Genomic DNA, 23275 nt, shown 5'->3' on the forward strand with positions numbered 1-23275 from the left:
AAAACATAATTATTCCCGATTTAACTAAATTTAACTAAAATATTTCTCTTCTTCAGAATTCAAAGTTTCGCTACATTTACACTTTATAATTTTTTTCCAAAATGTCACAACAAAAACGCCTTTTCCTGCTCGACGCTTATGCCTTAATTTTTCGCGGCTATTATGCTTTTATCAAAAATCCACGTATCAATTCGAAAGGAATGGATACCTCAGCCATTATCGGCTTTATGAACTCTTTGATGGATGTTATTAAACGCGAAAAACCCGACCATTTGGCTGTGGCATTTGACAAAGGCGGAAGCGATTACCGCTACGAAATGTACCAGGAATACAAAGCCAATCGTGACGAAACTCCGGAAGCGATTAAAATCGCCGTTCCTTATATCCAACAATTGCTACAGGCGATGCATATTCCAATTATGGAAAAAGCTGGTTTTGAAGCCGATGATTTGATTGGGACTTTGGCCAAACAAGCCGAAAAAGAAGGCTTTCAGGTTTTTATGGTAACGCCCGATAAGGATTTTGCCCAATTGGTTTCCGAAAATATTTTTATGTACAAACCCGCGCGTTTGGGGAACGACATTGAAATTTGGGGCGTACCCGAAGTATTGGCCAAATTCGAGATCGAAGATCCATTACAAGTCATTGATTATTTGGGAATGATGGGCGATTCTGCCGATAATATTCCTGGATTTCCTGGCGTTGGTGAAGTAACCGCCAAAAAACTATTGAAGGAATTCGGCAGCATGGAAAACCTTTTGGAAAACACAGATAAACTCAAAGGCGCACTAAAAGACAAAATTGAAAACAACAAGGAACTCGGCATACTGTCTAAAAAACTGGCAAGAATCCTTTTGGATTGCCCGGTAACCTTTAACGCCGAGGATTTTGAGTTGTCCAAACCTGACGTTGAAAAAACCGATGCCTTGTTCATGGAATTGGAGTTCCGCCAAATGAAGGCACAATTCGATAAATATTTTGGCACCGGAAAAGAATACGACGAAATCGACACCAATGGAAATGGCAGTGAAAATGGAGAAACGCCACAACCGGCTAAAAAAGCACCCGCCAAGAAAACCAATGAAGACCAATTTGATTTATTTGGCTTTTCCGATGAAGACGGCGATGAACCAAAGCATCACTCCTATTATGCTACCTTAGAAAATACAGATCACAATTATACCATTATTCAGGGAGAATTAGGCACAAAATTATTTCTGCAAAACCTGATGAACCAAACATCAGTGTGTTTTGACACCGAAACTACCGGAATTGATACGCTTCACGCAGAATTGGTCGGTATGTCATTTGCATTTGAAAAAGGGAAAGCGTTCTATGTTCCGTTTCCGGAAAATCAAGAAGAAGCACAAGCATTGGCTGATAAATTCAAACCGTTTTTTGAAAGCGAAACCATTGAAAAGATTGGCCAAAACATCAAATACGATTTGAAGATTTTATCCAATTATGGCATAACCGTAAAAGGAAAATTATTTGACACCATGATTGCGCATTATCTGATCAATCCTGATATGCGTCACAATATGGATGTTTTATCTGAAACCTATCTGAAATATTCGCCTAAATCCATTGAAACCTTAATCGGTAAAAAAGGAAAAGGACAATTGTCCATGCGCGATGTGCCTTTGGAAGACATCAAGGAATATGCCGCGGAAGACGCCGATATTACGTTACAGTTAAAACATATTTTCAGCCCGATTTTAGACAAAGCCGAAACCAAAAAACTATTCGAAGAAATCGAAATCCCGTTGATTTCTGTGCTTGCCGCCATGGAAACCGAAGGCATTCGCCTGAATGTTGATTTCTTAAAATCAATGTCGGTTGATATGCAGAAAGAAATCAATTTATTCGAGCAAAAAATATACGAAACTGCTGGGGAGAAATTCAATCTGGCTTCGCCAAAACAATTGGGTGAAGTGCTGTTTGACAAAATGAAAATCGGCGGTGCCAAACAAAAGAAAACCAAAACCGGACAATATGCTACCGGTGAAGAAGTCTTGAGTTATTTGGCCAACGAACACCAAATCGTAAAAGATATTTTGGATTGGCGTCAAATGGTAAAACTGCAAAGCACTTATATCGAGGCGTTGCCAAACCAGGTCGATTCGAAAACGCAGCGCGTGCATACCGATTATATGCAAACCGTTGCGGCAACCGGTCGTTTGAGTTCGAATAATCCAAACCTGCAAAACATTCCGATTCGTACCGAACGCGGGCGCTTAATCAGAAAAGCATTCATTGCCCGAGACGAAAATTACACTCTACTTTCTGCCGATTACTCGCAGATAGAATTGAGGATTATTGCCGCTTTATCCGGCGAAGAAAATATGATTAAGGCTTTCCAGAACAACGAAGACATTCACCGAAGCACAGCCGCGAAAGTATTCAATGTAGCTTTGGAAGAAGTGACCAAAGAACAACGAAGCAATGCCAAAACGGTAAACTTCGGGATTATTTATGGGGTTTCTGCTTTTGGATTGAGCAACCAAACCTCGCTTTCGCGAAGTGAAAGTGCGGCCTTGATTGATGCTTATTACAAAACCTATCCGAAGCTGAAATCGTATATGTCGGAACAAGTCGATTTTGCGCGTCAGAACGGTTATGTGCAAACGGTTTTGGGAAGACGTCGTTATTTAAAAGACATCAATTCGGCGAACGCTGTTGTTCGCGGTGCAGCAGAACGAAATGCAGTCAATGCACCGATTCAGGGAAGCGCGGCCGACATTATCAAAATTGCGATGATTAACATTCATAAGAAGCTGACTTCGGAAAATTGGAAATCAAAAATGCTGTTACAGGTACACGATGAGCTTGTTTTTGATGTGCACAACTCAGAATTGGAAAAAATCAAACCGATGATCAAACACGAAATGGAAAACGCGTTCAAGTTAGATGTACCGCTGGATGTAGAGTTAGGAACCGGTAAAGATTGGCTCGAAGCACATTAATTTTGGGGTTGACAATAGGTAAACATCGCCAAATTTCAATAGTCAGGTTAAAAAAAATTAGTAATTTTAAGGTACCAAAAAATGCTATGAATTTTGGAAACACTAAAAACAATACTCTATTTTTCAATCTTTAGGTATCCGCTAAAAATAGAAGAAATCCATAGTTACACCAACTATGAATCAATTTCGGATACTGAAAGAGAACTGCAACACCTGATCGAGGAAAAAATCCTCATCAAAGTGGATGATTTCTATGTTTATGGAAGCGATTTGGATTCGGTCATCAAAAGACTTCGCGGCAATATGTATGCCGGAAGAGCGCTTAAAATTGCGCGCCAGAAAGCTAAATTTATTGCCAAATTCCCTTTTGTAAAAGCCGTTGGCGTTTCGGGTTCGTTATCCAAAGGTTATTATGATAACGGAAGTGATATTGATTTCTTTGTCGTCACCGAGCCGAATAAACTTTGGCTTTGCCGAACTTTTTTGATGCTGTATAAAAAAATATTCCTGCTCAATTCGCGCAAGTATTTTTGCATCAATTATTTTATTTCCACCAGCCAATTGGAAATCGAAGAAAAGAATCGATTCACCGCAACCGAACTAAAAACCTTGATTCCGATGCAGGGAAAATCGGTTTTTGAAGATTTTTTCCAAAAGAACCATTGGGTTAACGACTATTTTAAAAAATTCAGCCCAGACTTGTCTTTGGTGCCCAATTTTGAAAAACCGTTAGCCACGAAATCTATCGAATTTATATTTGGCAATCATGTTGGAGAATTTATTGACAATGGTTTCAAAAAAATAACGCTCAGTAAATGGAAAGCAAAATTCCGAATGATGACCGAAGAAGATTTTAAAATTGCGTTGAAATCAACCAAAAATGTCTCCAAACACCATCCATCACACTTTCAAAAGAAAGTGATATTGGATTTGAACAATAAGATTGAAGAAGTTAGTCATAATTTCAATATCAATTTAGCAAAAGAACATGTCTAACATACTTTTTTCGCATTCCTATTATTATAAACTCGACCCTAAGCAATGGAAAAACAAAACGCCTTTTCCGCCTTTGGGAACACTTTATGCGGCTTCTTTATTGCGAAAAAACGGTTATACAGTTTCTCTTTTTGACACCAATTTATTAGATAGTCCAAATACAATTGAATCCATTTTGAAATCATCAAAACCGAATTATCTGGTGGTTTATGATGATGGTTTCAACTACCTGACCAAAATGTGCCTGACCAATATGCGTGAGGCTTGTTTTGAGATGATTCGTTTGGGAAAAATCTACCACTGTACAGTCATTGTCTGCAGTTCGGATTCGACAGATCATTATGCTGATTACCTTAAAATGGGCGCCGATTATATCCTTCAGGGCGAAGGCGAAATTTCATTATTGGAATTGATAAACGCTTTAGAAACTCAAAATACTTTTGAAGACATTAAAGGCATCGTATTCCGAAAAGACAATAAAACTCGGGTCAATCCGAAACGCGAAGTGCTTCAGAACTTAGACGAATTGCCTTTGCCGGCCTGGGATTTGGTCGATATGGAAAGCTATCGCAACATTTGGAAACAAAGCGGTCAGCCTTTTACCTTAAACATTGCCACAACCCGTGGTTGCCCGTATAAATGCAACTGGTGCGCCAAACCGATTTATGGCAATCGCTACAATGCGCATTCTCCGGAATACATTGTTAAGGAAATTGCCTTTTTAAAGGAAAATTTTGGCGTGACCCGTTTTTGGATGTGCGATGATATTTTTGGGTTAAAGCCCAATTGGGTTCAGGAATTCAATGCCAAATTAAAAGACCAAAACTTAAAAATCAGTTATTATATCCAAAGCCGCGTTGATTTGCTTTTGAAGGAAGATACCATTGATTGCCTGGCCGAATCCGGTTTGGAGGAAGTTTGGGTTGGTGCAGAAAGCGCTTCGCAAAAAATCCTCGATGCGATGGACAAAGGCACGACCGTAGAGCAGATTTATCAGGCTACACAAATTTTGAAAGACAAAAAAATACGCGTGGCGTTCTTTCTTCAGTTTGGTTATTTAGACGAAAACCAGGAAGACATTCAAAAAACGATTGCCATGGTCAAAGAACTGATGCCGGACAATATTGGGATTTCGGTTTCGTATCCGTTGCCGGGAACCAAGTTTTATGACAAAGTCAAAGACGATTTGAAACTCAAATCCAACTGGACCGATTCAGATGATTTTGAAATGATGTTTCACGGTACTTATAAATCCAATTACTACCGAAAACTCCAGCGTTTTGTCCACAAAGAATTCAGAAAACAACAAGGCTTTCAAAACCTGAAGCAACTATTTGCAAAACCTTCCTCAATTTCTGCAGCCCATTTAAAATCAATTGCTAAATTGGGTTATTATATTCCGAGTGCGTTTTTGGATACGCTTTCGCTAAAAAAACTACAACAAAATGGAAGCTAGTTTTGACAAGGCTGCAGCCAATTATGATAGAACATTTAGCCATACCCGAATAGGAAGAATGCAGCGTGCTTTGGTACATACTGAGCTTTCCAAGCACTTAAGCAATGTACGAAACATACTTGAAATCAATTGTGGTACCGGTGAAGATGCGATTTGGCTGGCGACACAAAAATTGCCCATAACGGCAACTGATATTTCACCTAGAATGATTGACATTGCCAAGAGCAAAGGCAGTTTTGATAATCTTAATTTTATCGCGACCGATATCAACGCTGTTACCAAAACCTTTGAAGGTAAAAATTTTGATATGCTCTTATCGAACTTTGGAGGCCTTAACTGTCTGTCAAAATCGGAGTTGGAGCATTTTTTCACGAACATAAACTCTATTCTTTCCGAAAAGGGAAAAATGGTTTTGGTTATTATGCCAAAAAATACACTTTGGGAACGATTTTATTTTTTGGCGAAAGCCCAATTCAAAAATATTTCCAGACGAAAACAGGAAAGTGTTGTTGCCCATGTTGACGGAGAAAATGTTACCACTTATTACTATAACCCAAAAGATATCGTAAATTTAGCCAAGGCTAATTTTGAAACGATAGCGGTAAAACCGATTGGGTTATTTGTTCCTCCGTCTTATTTGGATGGATTTTTTAAAAACAAAAAAGGAATTCTGAGATTTTTAAACCGATTGGAACAAGGTATTAAAAATATTTCATCACTTTCAAAATATGCCGATCATTACATTATAGTTTTGCAAAAACGATGAGTATTTTATTCACACATGCTTATTATTTATCGGATGATCCGAAGGAACAAAAGATCATGAAACCCTATCCGCCGTTAGGGTTGCTTTATGTTTCGGCTTATTTGAAAAACAAAAATATAGACAACGATGTTTTTGACACGACGTTTTCCTCCCAAAATGAACAACTCGATTTCATTTTAGAAAAACAACCCAAAGTCATTTGCATTTACACCAATCTGATGACCAAAGTGGAAGTCATCAGGCTGATTAAAATACTAAAAACTGATACTTATAATTTCCCAAAAATTGTGCTCGGCGGTCCGGATGTGACTTATAATGTGGACAATTACCTCAAAGCCGGCGCTGATTTTTTGGTCATAGGCGAAGGCGAAGAAACCACTTTTGAATTGTACAATGCCATTATGAACAATGGTGATTTTCGACAGGTAAACGGCATTGCTTTTCTCGAAAACTGCGAAGCCATTCAAACCCCGGCGCGAACCAAGTTCAAAGAACTCGACGATTTGCCGTTGCCCAACAGAGAGGCAATCAATATGTACAGCTATTTGGAAACCTGGAAAACCAATCACGGACAAAGTTCGATGACGATTTCCACGCAGCGTGGTTGTCCTTACACCTGTAAATGGTGCAGCACCGCGGTTTACGGACAAAGTTATCGCCGCCGTCCGGCAAATCTGGTGGCTGAAGAAATGAAAATGCTAAAGGAAAAATACAATCCCGATGCGCTTTGGTTTGTGGATGATGTATTTACAGTGAGCCACAAATGGCTGATTGCGTTTCGGGAAGAAGTGCTGAAGCAAGAGGCAATTATTCCGTTTGAATGCATTACCCGAGCCGAACGTCTGAACGATGAGATTTTACAATTGCTCAAAGACATTGGCTGCTTCCGCATTTGGATTGGAGCCGAAAGTGGTTCGCAAACCATCATCGATGCGATGGACAGACGCGTGGATGTCAATCAGGTGAAAAAAGTGATTCAGGATACCAATGCAATGGGCATTGAAACAGGAACCTTTATCATGCTTGGTTATCCGGGTGAAACCGAAAAAGACATCACGGAAACCATTCAATATCTAAAAGACGCCAATCCGACTTTATACACGATTACGGTTGCCTATCCGATTAAAGGCACAAGTTTGTACAACGAAATCGAAGATAAAATCACAGCACAACCCGATTGGGAAACTTCCACCGACAGAGACATCGATTTTGAACGAACCTATTCCCGAAAATACTATCAATACGCGGTGAGCAAAGTGGTGAATGAAGTCGAATTTCACAAAGCATCTAAGAATAGCCTGAAAGCCCTGAAATTGAAAACCAAATCCATTCTGGCCAGTGGCCTGATGAAAATTAACAAATAAGCTTTGAAAAAAGAAACCACATACCTGATACTGCTTACTGCCATTTATTTTGTGGTGAGTTTTGTTGGTATTTTGCATCACGAATTGTGGTTGGATGAAGCCCATCATTATCTCTTGGCGCGCGACAGCAATTCTTTTATCGAATTGATCCAAAATACGCGTTATGAGGGTCATCCGATTCTTTGGAACACTTTGCTTTATGGCTTAACCCGATTTACATTGAATCCGTTTTGGATGCAGTTTTTGCATATTTTGATTTCGACTATGGTTGTCTTTTTATTTCTCCGGAAAGCACCATTCAATTGGACTTTTAAAGCACTTTTTATCTTTGGCTACTTTATGATTTTTGAGTACAATCTTATTAGTCGTAATTATATTTTGGGTGTTTTATTTCTGTTTCTCGCCTGCTCTGTTTTTGAAAAACGAAAAGAAAAATTTGTGCTCCTGTGTGTTTATCTGGCTTTGGCTTCCAATGTCCATTTGATGTTTTCCGTCATTGCCTTTGCCCTGTTTTTGTCAATTCTGTATGAAAACAATCAAAGCAGACAGTTGTTCAGTAAACAATACAATATTGGTTATTTCATTTTTGGTTTGGGTGTTCTGACTTTGGGAATCCAACTTCAAACTACCGATTCCAATTGGTTTTTTAACTCAATAAGCGAAATTCCCTTGCCTGAAAAAGGGAGTAAAGGAATGATTTCACTTTTCAAAGGACTGGTGGTTATCCCCGATTTTAGGGCGGAGCAATTTTGGAATCTCAATTATATTGTAAATCTCAATCGGCCATTGGCTTCGGCTTTAGGATTGTTCATTTATCTTGTGCCTTTGATTCTTTTTTTCAAAAGTAAAAAGACGCTGTTTTTTGTTTATTTGGCCTTAATTGGAACGCAGATTTTCTTTTTCATAACCCTGAGAGCAGCGACTCGTTTTCATGGCATGACTTATATCATCATGATTATGGCATTGTGGATTGAACATTATTACGCTTCAGACTCCTATAAATTGAAAACGATTTTAGACCGATTTAAAGTCGCCATAATCCAAAAACCAATTGTTTATGGAATCCTTCTGATTCATTTATGCTCCGGAATTACAGCCTATGCGATGGATTATAGTCGGCCGTTTGCCTCGTCAAAGGAAACGGTAGATTTTATAAAAGAGAAACATCTGAATATACTGCCCATAATTTCTTTAACCTGCGATGGTACAACCATCAGTTCGTATCTCGAGAAGAAAGTTTGGTTTTTGTGTAACCAAAGTTACCAAGGTTATTGCCGCTGGAATTTTGATTGTGCCGAAAAAATAAATCAAGCCGAAGTACAGCAAATGGTTTGTAATTTTATGACGGATTATAATCAGGCGGTTTATGTTTCCTATTTTCCGCTTACTGATCATCCGAAGCGGAATGTCTGGGTAAATTTAAACAAGGAAGTAAAGGTGCGTTTTCTGGAAAATTTTGACCGTGCATATATTGTAAAAGGAAACTATAACGTCTATGAAGTATCCAAAATAAGGTAATTCAAGCTATGAAAAATTTGATTTTATATCTTTTTGTCACTTTTTTGCTGTCATGTACCAATGACTCTTATTCCGATTTGATTGGCGGAGAAACGACCCTTAATTTGAAATGGCATAAAGCCTACGCCGATGACAATATCGACAAATCCCTGATTGGACTCAAATGGGCTTTGTCTTATATGGGCGCGACTTTACCGAGTTCGAATGCCGGTTTTAGCAATACGGAAAATGTGATTACAATCAACATCAAACACTTGGGTTTCTCTCCCGATGCCCAGCAAAAATTATTGAAATTATCTGAAAAAATCAAAACCACTTCCGAATACCAAACCAATAATGCCATTGATTTGGGCAGATATGTGGCCTTATTGCTTGGCGCTTCTGAACATTACTATGAAATCATCGGAACGCCAAACACGCTCAATGAAGTTTTAAGCCAATATACTTTGCTCCCGCAAAAAGGTTATGTCAATAATTCGAATGTTTCTCTCGAGCATCGCGTGATTCGGTTTTCGGAACAAAACGGGTTTAACCAATTGTTTCTTTCAGAAGAAGTAGATCCGGTAACCGGAGAAATTTATGAATACGAAACCATAGAATTATTGCCCAATGGACAGTTGCGATTTGGAATTTTTGATATTATGGGTAACCGAAAAAACAACGCTGACGCTACACATTCCAATGCCGGAAAACCAGCCAAATGCATGTGGTGCCACGAATCAACAATCAACCAAATGTTTAACCCACAAAATGATTATGTCGGTTATCTGACTTATGCCGAATTCCAAAGCACCTTAATTGGCTACCGCGAAAGCAATCGCACGCAAAAATTGGCACTGACCGACGGTGTTGATTTTGCGCAAACGCAGCAGCATACTTTAACCGAATTGCTCTACATTTCTTTTATGGAACCGTCAGCAGAGCGATTAAGCATCGAATGGAATATGCCTTTGGAACAAGTTGAAAATCTGCTTTCGGGTTTGCCAACGCATGTATATGACGAATTTCCTTTTTTGGGAAATCTCTACAGTCGACAAGACGTGGAAGCTTTGGCGCCATTTCAGGGAATAACCGTTTCAACCCACGTGAGGGAAGCATCAACCATTGAAGTCAACCATCTGAATGATTAACAATAAAAAAATAATCGTCGTTCTGCCGGCTTATAATGCGGCCAAAACACTTCAAAAAACCTTTGAAGAAATTCCGTTTGACGTTGTTGATGACGTTATTATCACCGATGATTTCAGTCAGGACAATACGATTGACATTGCCAAGGAAATAGGCATCAAACACATCATTACCCATGACCGGAACAAAGGTTATGGCGCCAATCAAAAGTCGTGTTATAAAAAAGCTTTGGAACTCAATGCCGACATTATTGTGATGCTGCATCCCGATTATCAATACACGCCCAAACTCATTCCGGCGATGTGTACTTTGGTGGCCAACGATTCCTTTGATGTGGTTTTGGGTTCGCGCATTTTGAGCAAAGGCGCCTTAAAAGGCGGAATGCCGGTGTATAAATATGTTTCCAACAGGATTTTGACTTTGGTCCAAAATGTTTTGATGAATCAAAAACTCTCCGAATACCACACCGGTTATCGCTGTTTTGATGCCCAATTATTGCAAAAAATTGACTTTGAAAACAACTCAGATGATTTTGTTTTTGACAATGAAATCATTGCGCAATGTTGCTTTTTGAAAGCCAGGATTGGTGAAATCTCCTGTCCGGCGAAGTATTTTGAAGAAGCGAGTTCGATTAATTTCCAACGAAGCCTCACTTATGGTTTGGGTGTTTTAAGGGTTTCTGTTGCTTATTTTTTGCAGGGAACCAAATTGGCCTCGTTTTCACTTTTTAAGAATCTATGAAAAGTGCCATCACAAAATATTATCCTTTTCTGCCATTGCTTTTGCTTTGCTGTTTTTATGGTTATAAGGCGATTGCATTTCCAATTCACGATTTTGCCAATTATTATTTTGGCGGAAAGTTTTTGTCAGAAGGCCATTTCAATTCGAATATCTATTTCCCATACGAATTCAACAAAGCCATTTTCGATTCAGGTCATCCGGGAATTTTTGCCAGTTATGCCCCGAATATGCCATTTTTAGCGGTTTTCTTTTTAGCTTTTTCTATCTTTTCTTTGGCTGCAGCCAAATTAATTTTCAATGGTATTTCGGTAGTGCTTTTTATTTTCAGCATTTACAGATTGTTCAATTACTATAAAATCGATTGGCGCTACGCTTTATTAATTCCGGTTTTGTTTTTGGTTCCGATTAAGAACAATTTATTGTTCGGACAAGTCTATTTTCTGCTGTTCTTCCTTTTAGCCGAAGGCTGGCTGGCTTATGAAAATGAGCGTTGGAAATCGATGTCATTCTTTTGGAGTTTGGCTATTTTATTAAAAGTTTTTCCGGTGTTACTTATTGCACTTTTACTGTTTAGGAAACAATGGAAAGCTTTGTGTTATTTAGCTCTTACAGGCGTTTTGCTTTTTGGGATTTCTTTATTCTTCACCGGAATCGAGATTTGGTTATTTTATCTGAAGGAAGTCCTGCCAAAAGCTTCCAATGGCGAAATTGCCACGGCATTTGTCCCGAATTATCAATCGGTCTTTATGTTTTTGAAACAATGCTTTGTTCATGAGAATATCGAAAATCCACATCCTTTTTTTCAAGATGAAAGTTGCTTTTTGGGCTTAGTTTTTGCTTTCAAAGTCGGGATTTTAACGCTTGGCTATTTTATTTCCAAAAAAACTTCCCATTCGCTTTTTATTTTCTCCTATTGGATTCTGGCAATGATACTATTATCGCCTTACGGAAGTACGTATACTTTTATTTTGCTGCTATTTGCCTTTTTGGCTTTGCTAAAAAGTGAGATTTCCAATGTCAAAAAAATGTTTTGTTGCCTAATCTTATTTTTGGTCAGCAATATCCAGTTGTCTTTTTTTATTGATGCTGCTTTCCCTTTTTCTTATCTAAGGCTGTTTTTATTGATTGTCTTTTTTGTCGGTTTTACTATTTTCATATTTCAAAAATCTGTCTGGTTAAAAGCTATTGTCATTGTTTTTTTTGCGTTTTATATCGGGACTTTCTTTGAACAAAAGAAATTACAAAGAAATGAGCTTTTTTTACCTAAAGGAAGTCCGATTCTGATTTATGATTATCAAATCGAAAACAACCAGCTCACCTATTTTTATTGGAATGAAAAAGGAGAAAACAAAACAACCATTCCATTGCAAAATCATTTTTTAAAGCCACTAGAAATTAGAAAAACCCAAGTTTTTAATGACTATAGACAACGGACATCTGACAATAGCCACAAACTAAAGCCAATGCTCATTGATGGAAAAACGATAATTTATCTTTCGGATTATGACAGAGGCATCGGGTTTTATACGTTGCGAAAAATAAAATTGCCAAAAAGTGAAAATTAACAAACTCAAAATAGCCCTTCAAAACAGTGCCTGGCAAACCTTACCGATGTTGGCCACGCTATTGCTGTCGCTCTTGGTGGTAAAATGGTTTTCGCTCACGGTTTGGGGAAATATAGTCGGTATTTTGGTGGTTCAACAAATCGTAAATGGTGTTTTGGCCTGGGGAAATAAAGATTATCTGCAAAGAGAATTGAGCACCAATCCAAATGCTTTTTCAACCCATTTCACCCAACTCTTTCTGGAGCGTTTTTGGTTGTTTGTAATATCTGTCACTGGAATTTATCTTTTTGGTTTAATCGACAAGGAATACTTCATTTCGTTTTTGCTGATTGTTTTCGGGCGATTTGTTAACCAAAGTTTTGACATTCTGATTATCAAAGAGCGAAGATTTTCTTTGACACTTCTACTCGATACATTGGTACTGGTTTTACAGATCGGCTGGTTGTTTTTTATCAAACAAAATGTGATTGTTTCACTCAATGATTTGTTGGCGGTATTTTGGTTTCCGTTGCTTTTGAAAAGCTTTTTGCTGATTTTCATCTTCCGGAAAAACTTCCAAAAAAACACGTTTAATGGCTTACTACTCCGCAATTCTTTCTTCTTTGGAATGCTTGCCATCAGTGGCTTAATCCATAGTAAAATAGATGTTTTTGTGGTTTCAAAGTTCCTCGATGCCGAAAACTTAGGCAAATACCAAATCATCATGTCGTTTTTGTGGTGTATCCAATCGGTTTCCATGTTTGTTTCCGGTCCGTTTGTGCATAATTTTTACCGACTGGATAAAGAAGGACAAAGCAATTCTTCCAAATTATTGAAAAACATCGGGTTTACTATTGTTCCTATTGCGGTGGTTTTGGTCATGGTTATTTTACCACTGGTCTTTCATATTGAAGTTACTATTTCAATCGTATTGGCTTCGTTACTGTTTAGCATTGCCAGTTTTATTTATTTGCCCTGGATTTTTCAAATCAATCAGAAAAAGAAAGAACACCACGTTTTGACAGTCAATATTATTGGAACCGTACTTTTAGTCGGATTGCTTTTGGTAGTCAATTACAATATGGGATTGACTTTGGAAACTACACTTTGGATCATCGCCATCCATCAGATTTTAATCACTTTGATGGTCTTTGTGGCCAATAAAAAACCGTCTTATGCATTATAAATTAAAGGATATCATACAATTTCCGGATAGGCTTCAGGACAAAGGAAGCCATTGGCAATATCTTGTCCCTGAATTTGGGATTTATCTGCAAAATTATCTGACCGTTTTTGAGCAACACCGCAAAGAAATTGGCCTAATTCCAACCGAAAAAGATTGGAAACAATTGCCTTTTGGTCCTTTTGCCAATACTTCCGACTGGAAATGGCGCAGACAGAGTTTGGCTATTTTCCAAAATCTGACCAAACACAGGGCGTTTAATTGCTCACTCGAAATCGGGCCTTGGAATGGCTGGCTGACTAAATTTTTGGCAGAAAAATCAAAGACAGTTATTGCCGCGGATTATTTTGTTTGTCCGTTTGATGGCATTGGCAACATTCAAACACTGGTTGATAACATTGTCGCAATTCAATGCAACGTCGATACCATCAAAACCGATTTCAAACCCCAGTCCTTTGATTTGATTGTGCTCAATCACAATTTGGCTTATATGAATAATCCGGTTGATTATATACAGCAATTGATTCCGTTGTTGAAACCGGGCGGCATGATTATTTCTCTTGGAAATGCCTTTTTAAAAACCCCGGAAAAAAAGATTAGTGCCAATGATTTTTTGGCCAAACAGTTTTACAACCGCTACGGAATGGATTTGTACATCCAACCGGTCAAAGGTTATTTGGACTTTGAAGACATTCAGCAATTGGAAAATTCAGGCTTTGAAATTGAAGTCTACAAAGACAAATATTGGCAAAATTTGTACTCAAAATTAAATCCGGCCGCACCGTTTTACACTTATATCACTTATAAAAATGTTTAGTCTTTTAACCCAATATAAAAACAAGAAGTTCTATGCCCAATTCATCGGCAAAGGTGATTTGTGCTTTGATATTGGTGCCAATATTGGTGTTAAAAGCAAACTGTTTTTATCACTTGGCGCGAATGTAATTGCTTTTGAACCGCAAACAGCTTGTCGCAAGAGTTTAGAAAAACTAAAAAAAGAATATTCTTTGTTTGATTATTATCCCATAGCGGTTGGCGCTGAAAATGAAGAAAAAGAATTATTTTTAGCCAATCATACCGAAGTGGCAACCCTTTCACAAGCATTTATAAATTACTTTAGCGGTGAAGAAATCCAATGGAATGCTAAAGAAACGGTAACCGTAAAAAAACTTGAGTACTTAATTGATACTTTTGGTTTGCCCAATTATTGTAAAATCGATGTGGAAGGATACGAATTTGATATTTTATCTCATTTGAAAAGTAAAATTCCGATCGTAGAATTCGAATTTACCGGCGGATTTATTACTGAAACGATGAAAATCATTTCCCTATTAGACCATGATAATGCCCGTTTTAATTATATTTTGAATGAACATTTGAAACTTCAACTCAAAGATTGGTGCACGGGAGAGGAAATGAAAAATATTATTCAAAGACTACCCATTGAAAGATTGCACGGAAATATTTTTGTAAAAAGTTATGCCACTACCTAAAATCATATTATTCAACCCCAAAAGTGCTAACGGCAAGCATCGAATCCCAAATTCGATATTGCAGGTTGGCGGATCCATCCACGGCAAGTATGACTATGTTTTTGTGGATGGCAATTTGGAGAAAAACCCATGGGAAACCATTGAGAATTATTTGAAAACCGGCGAATTCAAATACTTTGGTTCCACGGTGATGCCCGGACCGCAATTGCGTCAGGCGATTCCGTTTGCCAAAAAAATAAAAGAATTGTATCCTGAAACCATTACCATTTGGGGTGGTTATTTTGCGGCCAATCAATACCGTGTTTCGCTGAATTCCGGTGTGGTTGATTATGTCATTAATGGCCCGGGCGATGTGGCTTTCCCTTCATTGCTTGACGCTTTGGAACAAAATAAGAAAGAAGATATTTTCCTGATTAAAAACCTGATTTATAAAGACGACAAAGGCGAAATCATCAAAACGGCTGTTGAAGCTTTGCTTGATCAGGACACGTTGCCAAAGTTTCCCTATGAGTATTTGAATTCGTTTTATCCGGTACAAAATTATTTGGCCAAAACCTTTATGGGCAATAAAACCTTGTCTTACCATTCAAGTATGGGTTGCCCTTTTTCCTGTTCGTTTTGCGCCGTGGTTCCGATTTACAATGCCAAATGGAAAGGCATGTCGGCAGCGAGAATTTATGAAGATGTCAAATATTTCAAGGACAAATACCATATTGATGCGATTGAATTTCACGACAATAATTTCTTTACCTCCAAAAAACGCGTACTTGAATTTTCAGAACTCATCATGAATGACAACATCAGTTATTGGGGCGAAGGCCGAATTGATACCATTAATATGTATAGCGATGAAGATTTAAAACTGATGCGAAAAGCCGGTTGCAAAATGATTTTCCTCGGTGCAGAAACCGGTAACGACGCCGTGTTAAAACAAATGAACAAAGGCGGAACACAAACCGGACAAATGATTAAGGATTTTGTACTGCGGATGAAAAACGCCGATATCATTCCGGAGTTGTCTTTTGTACTGGGAATGCCGGCCAAAACCGAAAAAGAAGTGTATGACCAAATCCTTTGGGACATCAATTTCATCAAGGAAATCAAAGTCATCAACCCAAATGCAGAGATTATCATTTACCTGTTCAGTCCGGTGCCAACGGAAGGTTCAGACTTGTACAAACAAATTCTCGATGCCGGATTTTCATTCCCGCAACATCTGGAAGACTGGATTTCACCGAGTTGGGAGAACTTTGATTTGCGAAAAAATCCTTTAACGCCTTGGTTAAAACCTTATATGATTGACACGATTAAGAATTTTGAAACCGTATTGAATGGTTATTATCCAACCGTTTCCGATTTCAGGATTCGCGGGTTTAAGAAAACACTATTGACTACGATTGCGGGTTTGCGATACAAAACCGGAATCTATCATTATCCTTATGAAATTAAGGCGTTACATAAACTTTGGAAATACCGCCAGCCAGAAATTGAGGGTTTCTACTCCGAATAAACGATATGAGACTGTTTTTAAAGAAAATATCACATCCTTTTTTAAAGTTTGGTTTGCAGTTCTACTATTCCAAACCGAGGAACTATACTTATGACAATATCAGCGTCAAAATACATCCTGATGTTTTTCCGCCACAGATGACTTTCAGCACCAAAATACTATTGGATTTTATCAACGAAATGAATTTGGAGAACAAAACGTTTTTGGAACTCGGTTGCGGTAGCGGTATCATTTCGCTTCTGGCTGCCAGAAAAAAAGCGTTTGCCATTGCTTCCGATATCAATCCAACTGCTTTAAATTATTTGGAAAAAAATGCGATAAAGAACAATTTAAACATTCAAATCGTCCATTCTGATTTGTTTGAACAGATTGAAGATAATGCCTTCGATTATATCATCATCAATCCGCCGTACTATCCGAAAACCCCGAAAAACATTAAGGAACAGGCTTGGTTCTGCGGGGAGAATTTTGAGTATTTTGAAAAGTTGTTTGGTCAATTGCCCAACTATCTGTCTCCAGAAACCAACTGCTTTATGATTCTGTCCCAAGACTGTGAGATTGAAAAAATAAAAGCCATCGCTTTAAAAAATATGCTGGCTTTTGAACTTGTTTTAGAAAAGAAAGAGCTGGTCGAAACCAATTATATCTTTAGAATCGTTGCTTAAAGTAAAAATCGATAGGTTGCTTTGATCAGGAAAATGTTTTCGGGTTTTCTTCCTAATATCTGTGAATCTAAACTGTTGAACAAATCATCTTTTGGATTCCCCAAACCGGTTGTTCCCTGAGACCAAACCAAAAATACTTCCGAACCCGGGATATATTCCCAGCGTAATACCAAATTGGAACGGAATTGCACATAGGCAAAATTAGGGTTGCCAATGGTGTAATCTACCACACCATTAGTATCTTCATCGACTAAATAATTGTCATTAGCGGCATCAAAAGAAATTTGGCTATTGTTAAAAACGGCAACTCTGTCACCATGATAATCGGCTACCGGATTGGTTACCCTGTTAAAATCCTTATATCTTCCCCTGGAAATAAATGGCTCGCCATAATATTGAATTGTCAGGTTTGGATTCACATTAAAATCCATTCTGAAAGAAGCACTTAGTGTTCTTTGATCAATATCGGCCATGATATATCTTGGTGTGCTGCCAAAACTGGTTTGCGTGACATATTGTGTTTTGCTTTTGCTTATCGAATAAGTCGGATACATCGAAACCGTTAAGGCGTTAATCGGGCGATAAGCCATTCCGAAGTTAAACTCTGTATAAGAGAAGGAATTGTTTTTTCCCTGTGACAAAAACAAGCCCGAATCAAATCGGATTTTTTTTCTGGAATCGGTAGAGAAATTGAAGGAGTTAATAACTTCTTCCGAATACCTGAATCTCGGTCCGCCTTGCAAAACCGTATTGGTAAAAATTCGAGGTTTATAAACAACCTGATAATTGACATACCAATTGTTTTTTAAATTGGCATTGGAACTCAAGGAATATTGTGTTCTATTGTGGTTGCCATCAAAATCATAAGTCGTCATTTGTTCAAATCGCGAATTGATTCTTCTGAAAACACCAACGGGTTTTAGCGTTTGATGTGTTAGTATGCCAATCTGTTTTATATCATCGGCTTGTCTTAAAAAGCCTATATCATTCAGTTCCAATTCGGGCGAACGCCAGGAAAAGAAACCGAAGTAACGCCAATTCCCGACACTTGATTTTCCGATTTCCAGTTTTCCACCGGTTCCGGTTAATGAAGTCCTGTTTTCATCTACAGAAACATGACCGGCATCAACCCTTTGAAACAAATGGGTTAACTCGCGCTGAGTTCGGGTAATCGCTTCTTTGCTTCCGGTTACCTGACTTGCTACAATATTTCCGCTCACAAAATATTTTCTGTTCTTCCAATTGTGCATGAAATCCAATCCTGCCGAATAGGCTGCTTTTCTCAAATAATTGAGTTGGTCGCCCTGTAGGTTTCTATTGGTTGCCGTAACAATTCCGCCGATATAACTATTTCTGTTGTTAAAATCCTTTTGGGCTCTGCTCACAAAATAATTCGTCATCGGTTCGACCAATGCTTCTCTTCGATTAACATTGTCGTCAATTTTGGCGTATTCTCTATCGGTTAAAGTTTCCAAAACGCCAATTGACCAGCCATTTTTGGTCTTTCCACTAAACTTGGCCGCACCAAGAATTGTGGTGTTATCAGGAATATCAACATATTCTCCGGCAGTTGTGTTGGGATAACCCTGCGGGCGCCTTCCTATTCTCCTGGAATAAAAAAGGTTGTCTTGTCCGTCAGCAAATTGGTAATTGAAAATGTTTTTGTTCTCTACAAAAAACGGTCTTCTTTCCTGGAAAAATATCTGAAAGCCATCCAATGCAATCGCTGCCGGGTCGGCTTCAACCTGCCCAAAATCGGGATTGATCGTTAAGTCTAAAGTTAAATCATTAGTAATTCCGACCTTGGCATCCAAGCCTCCGTTAATTTTGGTTTCTTGTCCATTTCTAAATGGATTTCCTTGTTCTTGGGGATATGTTTTGAGTTGGGTAACGACAAAAGGCTGGATTTCCAATTGTTTCTGAGGTTGGATATTAACCAATCCCCGAAGTTCGCCAAATTCACTGACCCAACCCGGCGCGTCTTGTGGAATGCGCTGCCATGTAGAACGCTCTTCGGCTCTGAAAAATCTTCTTTGGACTTGCAATCCCCAGATTTGTTCCTTGTCATTTCCGAATTTTAATTGGCTCAGCGGAATTTTAGCCTCAGCTGTCCAGCCTTCTTCATCAATATGGGTTTTCAAAATCCAGATTGGATTCCAGCTTCCGTCCCAATTATTTCCATTTTCAGAAATAAATTCGTCCCCTTTCACTCCGGAAACCGATGATGTAAAGGAAAATCCGGTTCTTTTATCGTGGTAGCTGTCGATGTTGACTTCTATCCAATCGCCTTCAAAACCATCGCGACGGGAAAGTCTTTTTACAATTTTTTTTGGGTCTTTATCATAACATCGGAAAGCAAAATAGAGATAGTTTTGATCATACACTATTTTGAATTTTGTCTGCTCTGACGGAGGTGTATTTTCATCGGGTTCTCTTTCGATAAAGTCGCCGGTCCAGTCCACAATGTCCCAGGCAGCTTCATTCAGTATCCCATCAATGGCAGGTGCTGCAGTTTCATTTAAAAACTTAGTGGTATAAATCCGCTTCTCTATCTGCTTTTTTTGCTGCACCTGTTCGTTAACGCTCGAGACCTGAGCCTGCACAGACACAAAAGACAACGACAATAAGATAAGAAATCTGAGTGATGATTGCATAATAGTGATGATGATTGTAAGCAATAGTCATCACTTTTAATTAATTGTTACATCAATGAATTGACTTTAAGATAATATTAACTATAATCTTTTAGTAGAATCTCTTTGGCGCAATTCCGTTTTGATGGTTGTGGTCGTAAACGTAAAAGTTTCTTCATCGCTTTCCAATTTGTCGATCAGCAATTTTGCGGCAACTTCCCCGATTTCAGGACCGTGTTGGCTCACCGTTGACAAACTTGGTGTCATCCTTCTTGACCAAACACCATCGGCAAATCCTATGATAGATAAATCCTTTGGGATTTTATAACCGTTTTGGATTCCGAGTTTCATAGCGGTAACTGAAGCATGTTCGTCGACCGCGAAAACACCATCGGGTTTGTTTTTGATAAAGAAGCCTCCTATTTTAGAATTGAACTCTTCATTATTATTGGTCAAAATCACTAAGTTTTCATCTACTTTCAACCCGTGATTTTCCAATGCTTTGTAAAAACCTTGTGCCCTTAATTTCCCTACACTCAAATCATCAATCGAAGAAAGCAAGGCGATTTTTTTGCAACCGGTTTTGATTAAATGTTCCATCGCATTGACTGCAGATTCTAAATCGTCAACAATTACTTTATCACAGTTGACCTCATCGGCAATACGGTCAAACATTACTATAGGTGTGCCTTCATTAATAATAGAAGTAAAATGACTGAACTTTTGCAACTTTTGGGATTCTTCGGCAATGGAAAGGATGAAGCCATCAATGGTTCCGTTGCTCAACATTTCGAGCGCATTGATTTCTTTTTCCAGAGATTCATTTGAGATACAGGTAATCACTTTATATCCTTTTTCATCAGCCACTTTTTCGATACCACTAAACACTTTGGCAAAAAAAGAGTTCAAAATGTTCGGAATAATCACGCCTATGGTTTTTGTTCTTCTGTTTTTGAGGTTCAGGCCAATCACATTGGGCTTGTAATTTTTCAGTTTGGCATATTCCTGCACACGTTGTTTGGTTGGTTCGCTGATTTCCGGACTTCCGTTCAAGGCTTTTGAAACGGTGGAAACTGAAACGCCTAACTCTTTGGCAATTTGTTTTAATGTGGCTTTAGATTTCATTTTTTATTCGGTTAAAGCGTAAAAATAGTAAAATTTATTCTTTTACATCCCAAAGCCAAGTGAAAGTTAATCGAAATCTAACACTATTCGCTTATGATTTTGACCAAAAAAACGATTCTGATTTACTTGTTAAGTATATTCATTTAAAGGAATTTAAGCAAAATTAGGTGCTTTGTGAAAAAATTTGAAAAATGGTATTTGCTTTATTAATAAATAATTGTACTTTTGCACTCCCTTTATTGGGAATGGAATGTTTAATTAAAAAAATATTATGGACGCATTAAGCTACAAGACACAATCTACAACCAAGGCCACCTCTGGAAAAGAGTGGATCATTGTAGATGCTGAAGGTCATAACTTAGGTCGTTTTGCTTCAAAAGTTGCGATGCTTTTAAGAGGCAAGTACAAACCAAGTTATACACCTCACGTCGACTGTGGAGATAACGTAATTGTTATCAACGCAGAGAAAATCAACCTTACAGGTAACAAACTTGACGACAAGACATACATTCGTCACACAGGTTACCCAGGAGGACAAAGAAGTTTGACTGCAAAGGTTTTGCAATCAAAAAACCCTGCTTTGCTAGTTGAAAAAGCAGTGAAAGGAATGTTACCTAAAAACAAATTAGGAGCAGAGCTTTTCAGAAATTTAAATGTAGTTGTAGGAACTGAGCACAAACACGAGGCTCAAAAACCTAAAACAGTTAACCTAAACGATCTTAAGTAATGGGAGTTATTCACAAAATCGGTAGAAGAAAATGTGCAGTTGCACGTGTTTACGTTTCAGAAGGAACTGGAAAAATTACCGTTAACAAAAGAGAATTTAACAACTACTTCCCAACAGCTACTTTACAGTACAAAGTGTTGCAACCAATGTCTATGACAAACAATGCAGACAACTTTGACGTAAAAGTAAATGTATACGGTGGTGGTTCAACAGGTCAGGCAGAAGCTGTGAGAATGGCTATTGCAAGAGCAATGTGTGAAGTGGAAGCTGAAAACAGAGCTATCCTTAAACCAGAAGGATTACTAACAAGAGATCCAAGAATGGTAGAACGTAAAAAATTCGGTCAGAAAAAAGCGAGAAAGAGATTCCAATTCTCGAAACGTTAATATTCGGTATTTATCAGGATATTTTTTCAGATTACTTTTTACAATTAAAATAGAATTTAAAACAAAGTTGTCGATATTCCTTCTGAAAAGGGAATTAGTTTAGCATCTAAATTTTCAAGACAAACGCAAGTGACTACTTGAAAATTGCTATAACACGGAACGTAAACTATTACACAATGGCAAACAAAATTGACGTTAAAGAATTATTAGAAGCAGGTGTTCACTTCGGACACATGACTCGTAAATGGGATCCAAACATGGCTCCTTACATTTATATGGAGCGTAATGGTATTCACATCATTAACCTATATAAAACTGCTGCAAAAATTGAAGAGGCTAACGAAGCCATGAAAAAAATTGCAGCTTCTGGTAGAAAAATACTTTTCGTAGCTACCAAAAAACAAGCAAAAGATATCGTTGCGGAAAAAGCAACAGCTTGTAACATGCCTTACATCACTGAAAGATGGCCAGGTGGTATGTTAACCAACTTCGTTACTATCCGTAAAGCTGTTAAAAAAATGGCTTCTATCGATAAAATGAAAAAAGATGGTACTTTCATGACTTTGTCTAAAAAAGAAAGATTACAAGTTGATCGTCTTCGTGCCAAATTAGAGAAGAACTTAGGTTCTATCGCTGATATGTCTAGACTTCCTGCTGCATTATTCGTAGTGGATATCAAAGCTGAACACATCGCAATCAAAGAAGCACAAAAATTAAACATTCCAGTTTTCGCAATGGTTGATACTAACTCTGATCCACGTGAAGTAGATTACGTTATCCCAGCCAATGATGATGCTTCAAAATCAATTGATAAAATTTTATCTTTAGTTACTGATGCAGTAAAAGACGGATTAGCCAACAGAACTTCTGAAGCTGCTCCTGAAGTTGATGCAGAAGAAACTGTAGAAGTAGTTGCTGCTCCTGCAGCAGAAGCTCCGGCTGTTGAAGCTGAAGTTGCTCCTGAAGTAGAAGCTACAGAAACTAAAACTGAAGAATAAAACAAATTTAAATTCCAATAATAAAATTCCAAGTTCCAAAGAATTGTCAATCTTGACGATTTAATAAAGTTGGAAT

General features: G+C 38.1%; 19 protein-coding genes. 17 read left to right on the forward strand and 2 right to left on the reverse strand.

Annotation, left to right across the window (positions count from 1 at the left end):
• The first annotated feature begins 101 nt into the window (after positions 1-101).
• From polA to P1K33_RS14510, 14 genes are all read left to right on the forward strand, one after another.
• Positions 102-2966 carry a DNA polymerase I gene (polA, locus tag P1K33_RS14445; RefSeq protein ID WP_284653701.1) on the forward strand — a complete coding sequence of 955 codons (2865 nt, stop codon included), beginning with the start codon at positions 102-104 and terminating at the stop codon, positions 2964-2966.
• Between the two features lie 93 nt (positions 2967-3059).
• Positions 3060-3962 carry a nucleotidyltransferase domain-containing protein gene (locus tag P1K33_RS14450; RefSeq protein ID WP_284653702.1) on the forward strand — a complete coding sequence of 301 codons (903 nt, stop codon included), beginning with the start codon at positions 3060-3062 and terminating at the stop codon, positions 3960-3962.
• Positions 3955-5418, forward strand: a complete 1464-nt coding sequence (locus P1K33_RS14455; protein WP_284653703.1) for a B12-binding domain-containing radical SAM protein — start codon at positions 3955-3957, stop codon at positions 5416-5418. Before P1K33_RS14450 ends, P1K33_RS14455 begins: the two co-directional genes overlap by 8 nt.
• Positions 5408-6184 (forward strand): class I SAM-dependent DNA methyltransferase, encoded by a 777-nt coding sequence (locus P1K33_RS14460; protein ID WP_284653704.1) that lies wholly within the window; start codon positions 5408-5410, stop codon positions 6182-6184. The genes P1K33_RS14455 and P1K33_RS14460 overlap by 11 nt, the downstream gene beginning before the upstream one ends.
• The gene (locus tag P1K33_RS14465; protein WP_284653705.1) at positions 6181-7548 is read left to right on the forward strand and encodes a B12-binding domain-containing radical SAM protein; all 1368 of its coding nucleotides are present in this window, start codon (positions 6181-6183) and stop codon (positions 7546-7548) included. Before P1K33_RS14460 ends, P1K33_RS14465 begins: the two co-directional genes overlap by 4 nt.
• Before the next feature lie 3 nt (positions 7549-7551).
• On the forward strand, positions 7552-9066 hold the full coding sequence (locus tag P1K33_RS14470; protein ID WP_284653706.1) for a hypothetical protein: 1515 nt from the start codon (positions 7552-7554) through the stop codon (positions 9064-9066).
• An 8-nt stretch (positions 9067-9074) separates the two neighbouring features.
• On the forward strand, positions 9075-10196 hold the full coding sequence (locus P1K33_RS14475) for a hypothetical protein (RefSeq protein ID WP_284653707.1): 1122 nt from the start codon (positions 9075-9077) through the stop codon (positions 10194-10196).
• Entirely contained in the window at positions 10189-10935 is a 747-nt protein-coding gene (locus P1K33_RS14480) for a glycosyltransferase family 2 protein (protein ID WP_284653708.1), read from the forward strand. The genes P1K33_RS14475 and P1K33_RS14480 overlap by 8 nt, the downstream gene beginning before the upstream one ends.
• Positions 10932-12500, forward strand: coding sequence for a glycosyltransferase family 87 protein (locus P1K33_RS14485; RefSeq protein WP_284653709.1), 1569 nt, complete (start codon positions 10932-10934; stop codon positions 12498-12500). Before P1K33_RS14480 ends, P1K33_RS14485 begins: the two co-directional genes overlap by 4 nt.
• Positions 12490-13665: a polysaccharide biosynthesis protein gene (locus P1K33_RS14490; protein ID WP_284653710.1), complete on the forward strand. Its 1176-nt coding sequence runs from the start codon at positions 12490-12492 to the stop codon at positions 13663-13665. The genes P1K33_RS14485 and P1K33_RS14490 overlap by 11 nt, the downstream gene beginning before the upstream one ends.
• On the forward strand, positions 13655-14479 hold the full coding sequence (locus P1K33_RS14495; protein ID WP_284653711.1) for a class I SAM-dependent methyltransferase: 825 nt from the start codon (positions 13655-13657) through the stop codon (positions 14477-14479). Before P1K33_RS14490 ends, P1K33_RS14495 begins: the two co-directional genes overlap by 11 nt.
• Positions 14472-15155 (forward strand): FkbM family methyltransferase, encoded by a 684-nt coding sequence (locus P1K33_RS14500; protein WP_284653712.1) that lies wholly within the window; start codon positions 14472-14474, stop codon positions 15153-15155. The genes P1K33_RS14495 and P1K33_RS14500 overlap by 8 nt, the downstream gene beginning before the upstream one ends.
• Positions 15142-16665, forward strand: a complete 1524-nt coding sequence (locus P1K33_RS14505) for a B12-binding domain-containing radical SAM protein (protein WP_284653713.1) — start codon at positions 15142-15144, stop codon at positions 16663-16665. The genes P1K33_RS14500 and P1K33_RS14505 overlap by 14 nt, the downstream gene beginning before the upstream one ends.
• 5 nt (positions 16666-16670) lie before the next feature.
• Positions 16671-17330: a methyltransferase gene (locus tag P1K33_RS14510; protein ID WP_284653714.1), complete on the forward strand. Its 660-nt coding sequence runs from the start codon at positions 16671-16673 to the stop codon at positions 17328-17330.
• Here P1K33_RS14510 and P1K33_RS14515 read toward each other — a convergent pair.
• Complete coding sequence (locus P1K33_RS14515; protein WP_284653804.1) at positions 17327-19984, reverse strand: DUF5916 domain-containing protein; 2658 nt, start codon at positions 19982-19984, stop codon at positions 17327-17329. The genes P1K33_RS14510 and P1K33_RS14515 overlap by 4 nt on opposite strands.
• Before the next feature lie 81 nt (positions 19985-20065).
• Positions 20066-21088 carry a LacI family DNA-binding transcriptional regulator gene (locus P1K33_RS14520; RefSeq protein WP_284653715.1) on the reverse strand — a complete coding sequence of 341 codons (1023 nt, stop codon included), beginning with the start codon at positions 21086-21088 and terminating at the stop codon, positions 20066-20068.
• A gap of 271 nt (positions 21089-21359) precedes the next feature.
• On the opposite strand from P1K33_RS14520, the gene rplM reads away from it, so the two are divergent.
• From rplM to rpsB, 3 genes are all read left to right on the forward strand, one after another.
• Positions 21360-21815 carry a 50S ribosomal protein L13 gene (rplM, locus tag P1K33_RS14525; protein ID WP_284653716.1) on the forward strand — a complete coding sequence of 152 codons (456 nt, stop codon included), beginning with the start codon at positions 21360-21362 and terminating at the stop codon, positions 21813-21815.
• Positions 21815-22201 (forward strand): 30S ribosomal protein S9, encoded by a 387-nt coding sequence (rpsI, locus tag P1K33_RS14530; protein ID WP_176306470.1) that lies wholly within the window; start codon positions 21815-21817, stop codon positions 22199-22201. Before rplM ends, rpsI begins: the two co-directional genes overlap by 1 nt.
• A gap of 176 nt (positions 22202-22377) precedes the next feature.
• On the forward strand, positions 22378-23199 hold the full coding sequence (gene rpsB, locus P1K33_RS14535) for a 30S ribosomal protein S2 (RefSeq protein ID WP_284653717.1): 822 nt from the start codon (positions 22378-22380) through the stop codon (positions 23197-23199).
• The last annotated feature ends 76 nt before the right edge of the window (positions 23200-23275 follow it).

The organism is Flavobacterium terrisoli (assembly GCF_030167905.1).
Taxonomy (GTDB): domain Bacteria; phylum Bacteroidota; class Bacteroidia; order Flavobacteriales; family Flavobacteriaceae; genus Flavobacterium; species Flavobacterium terrisoli.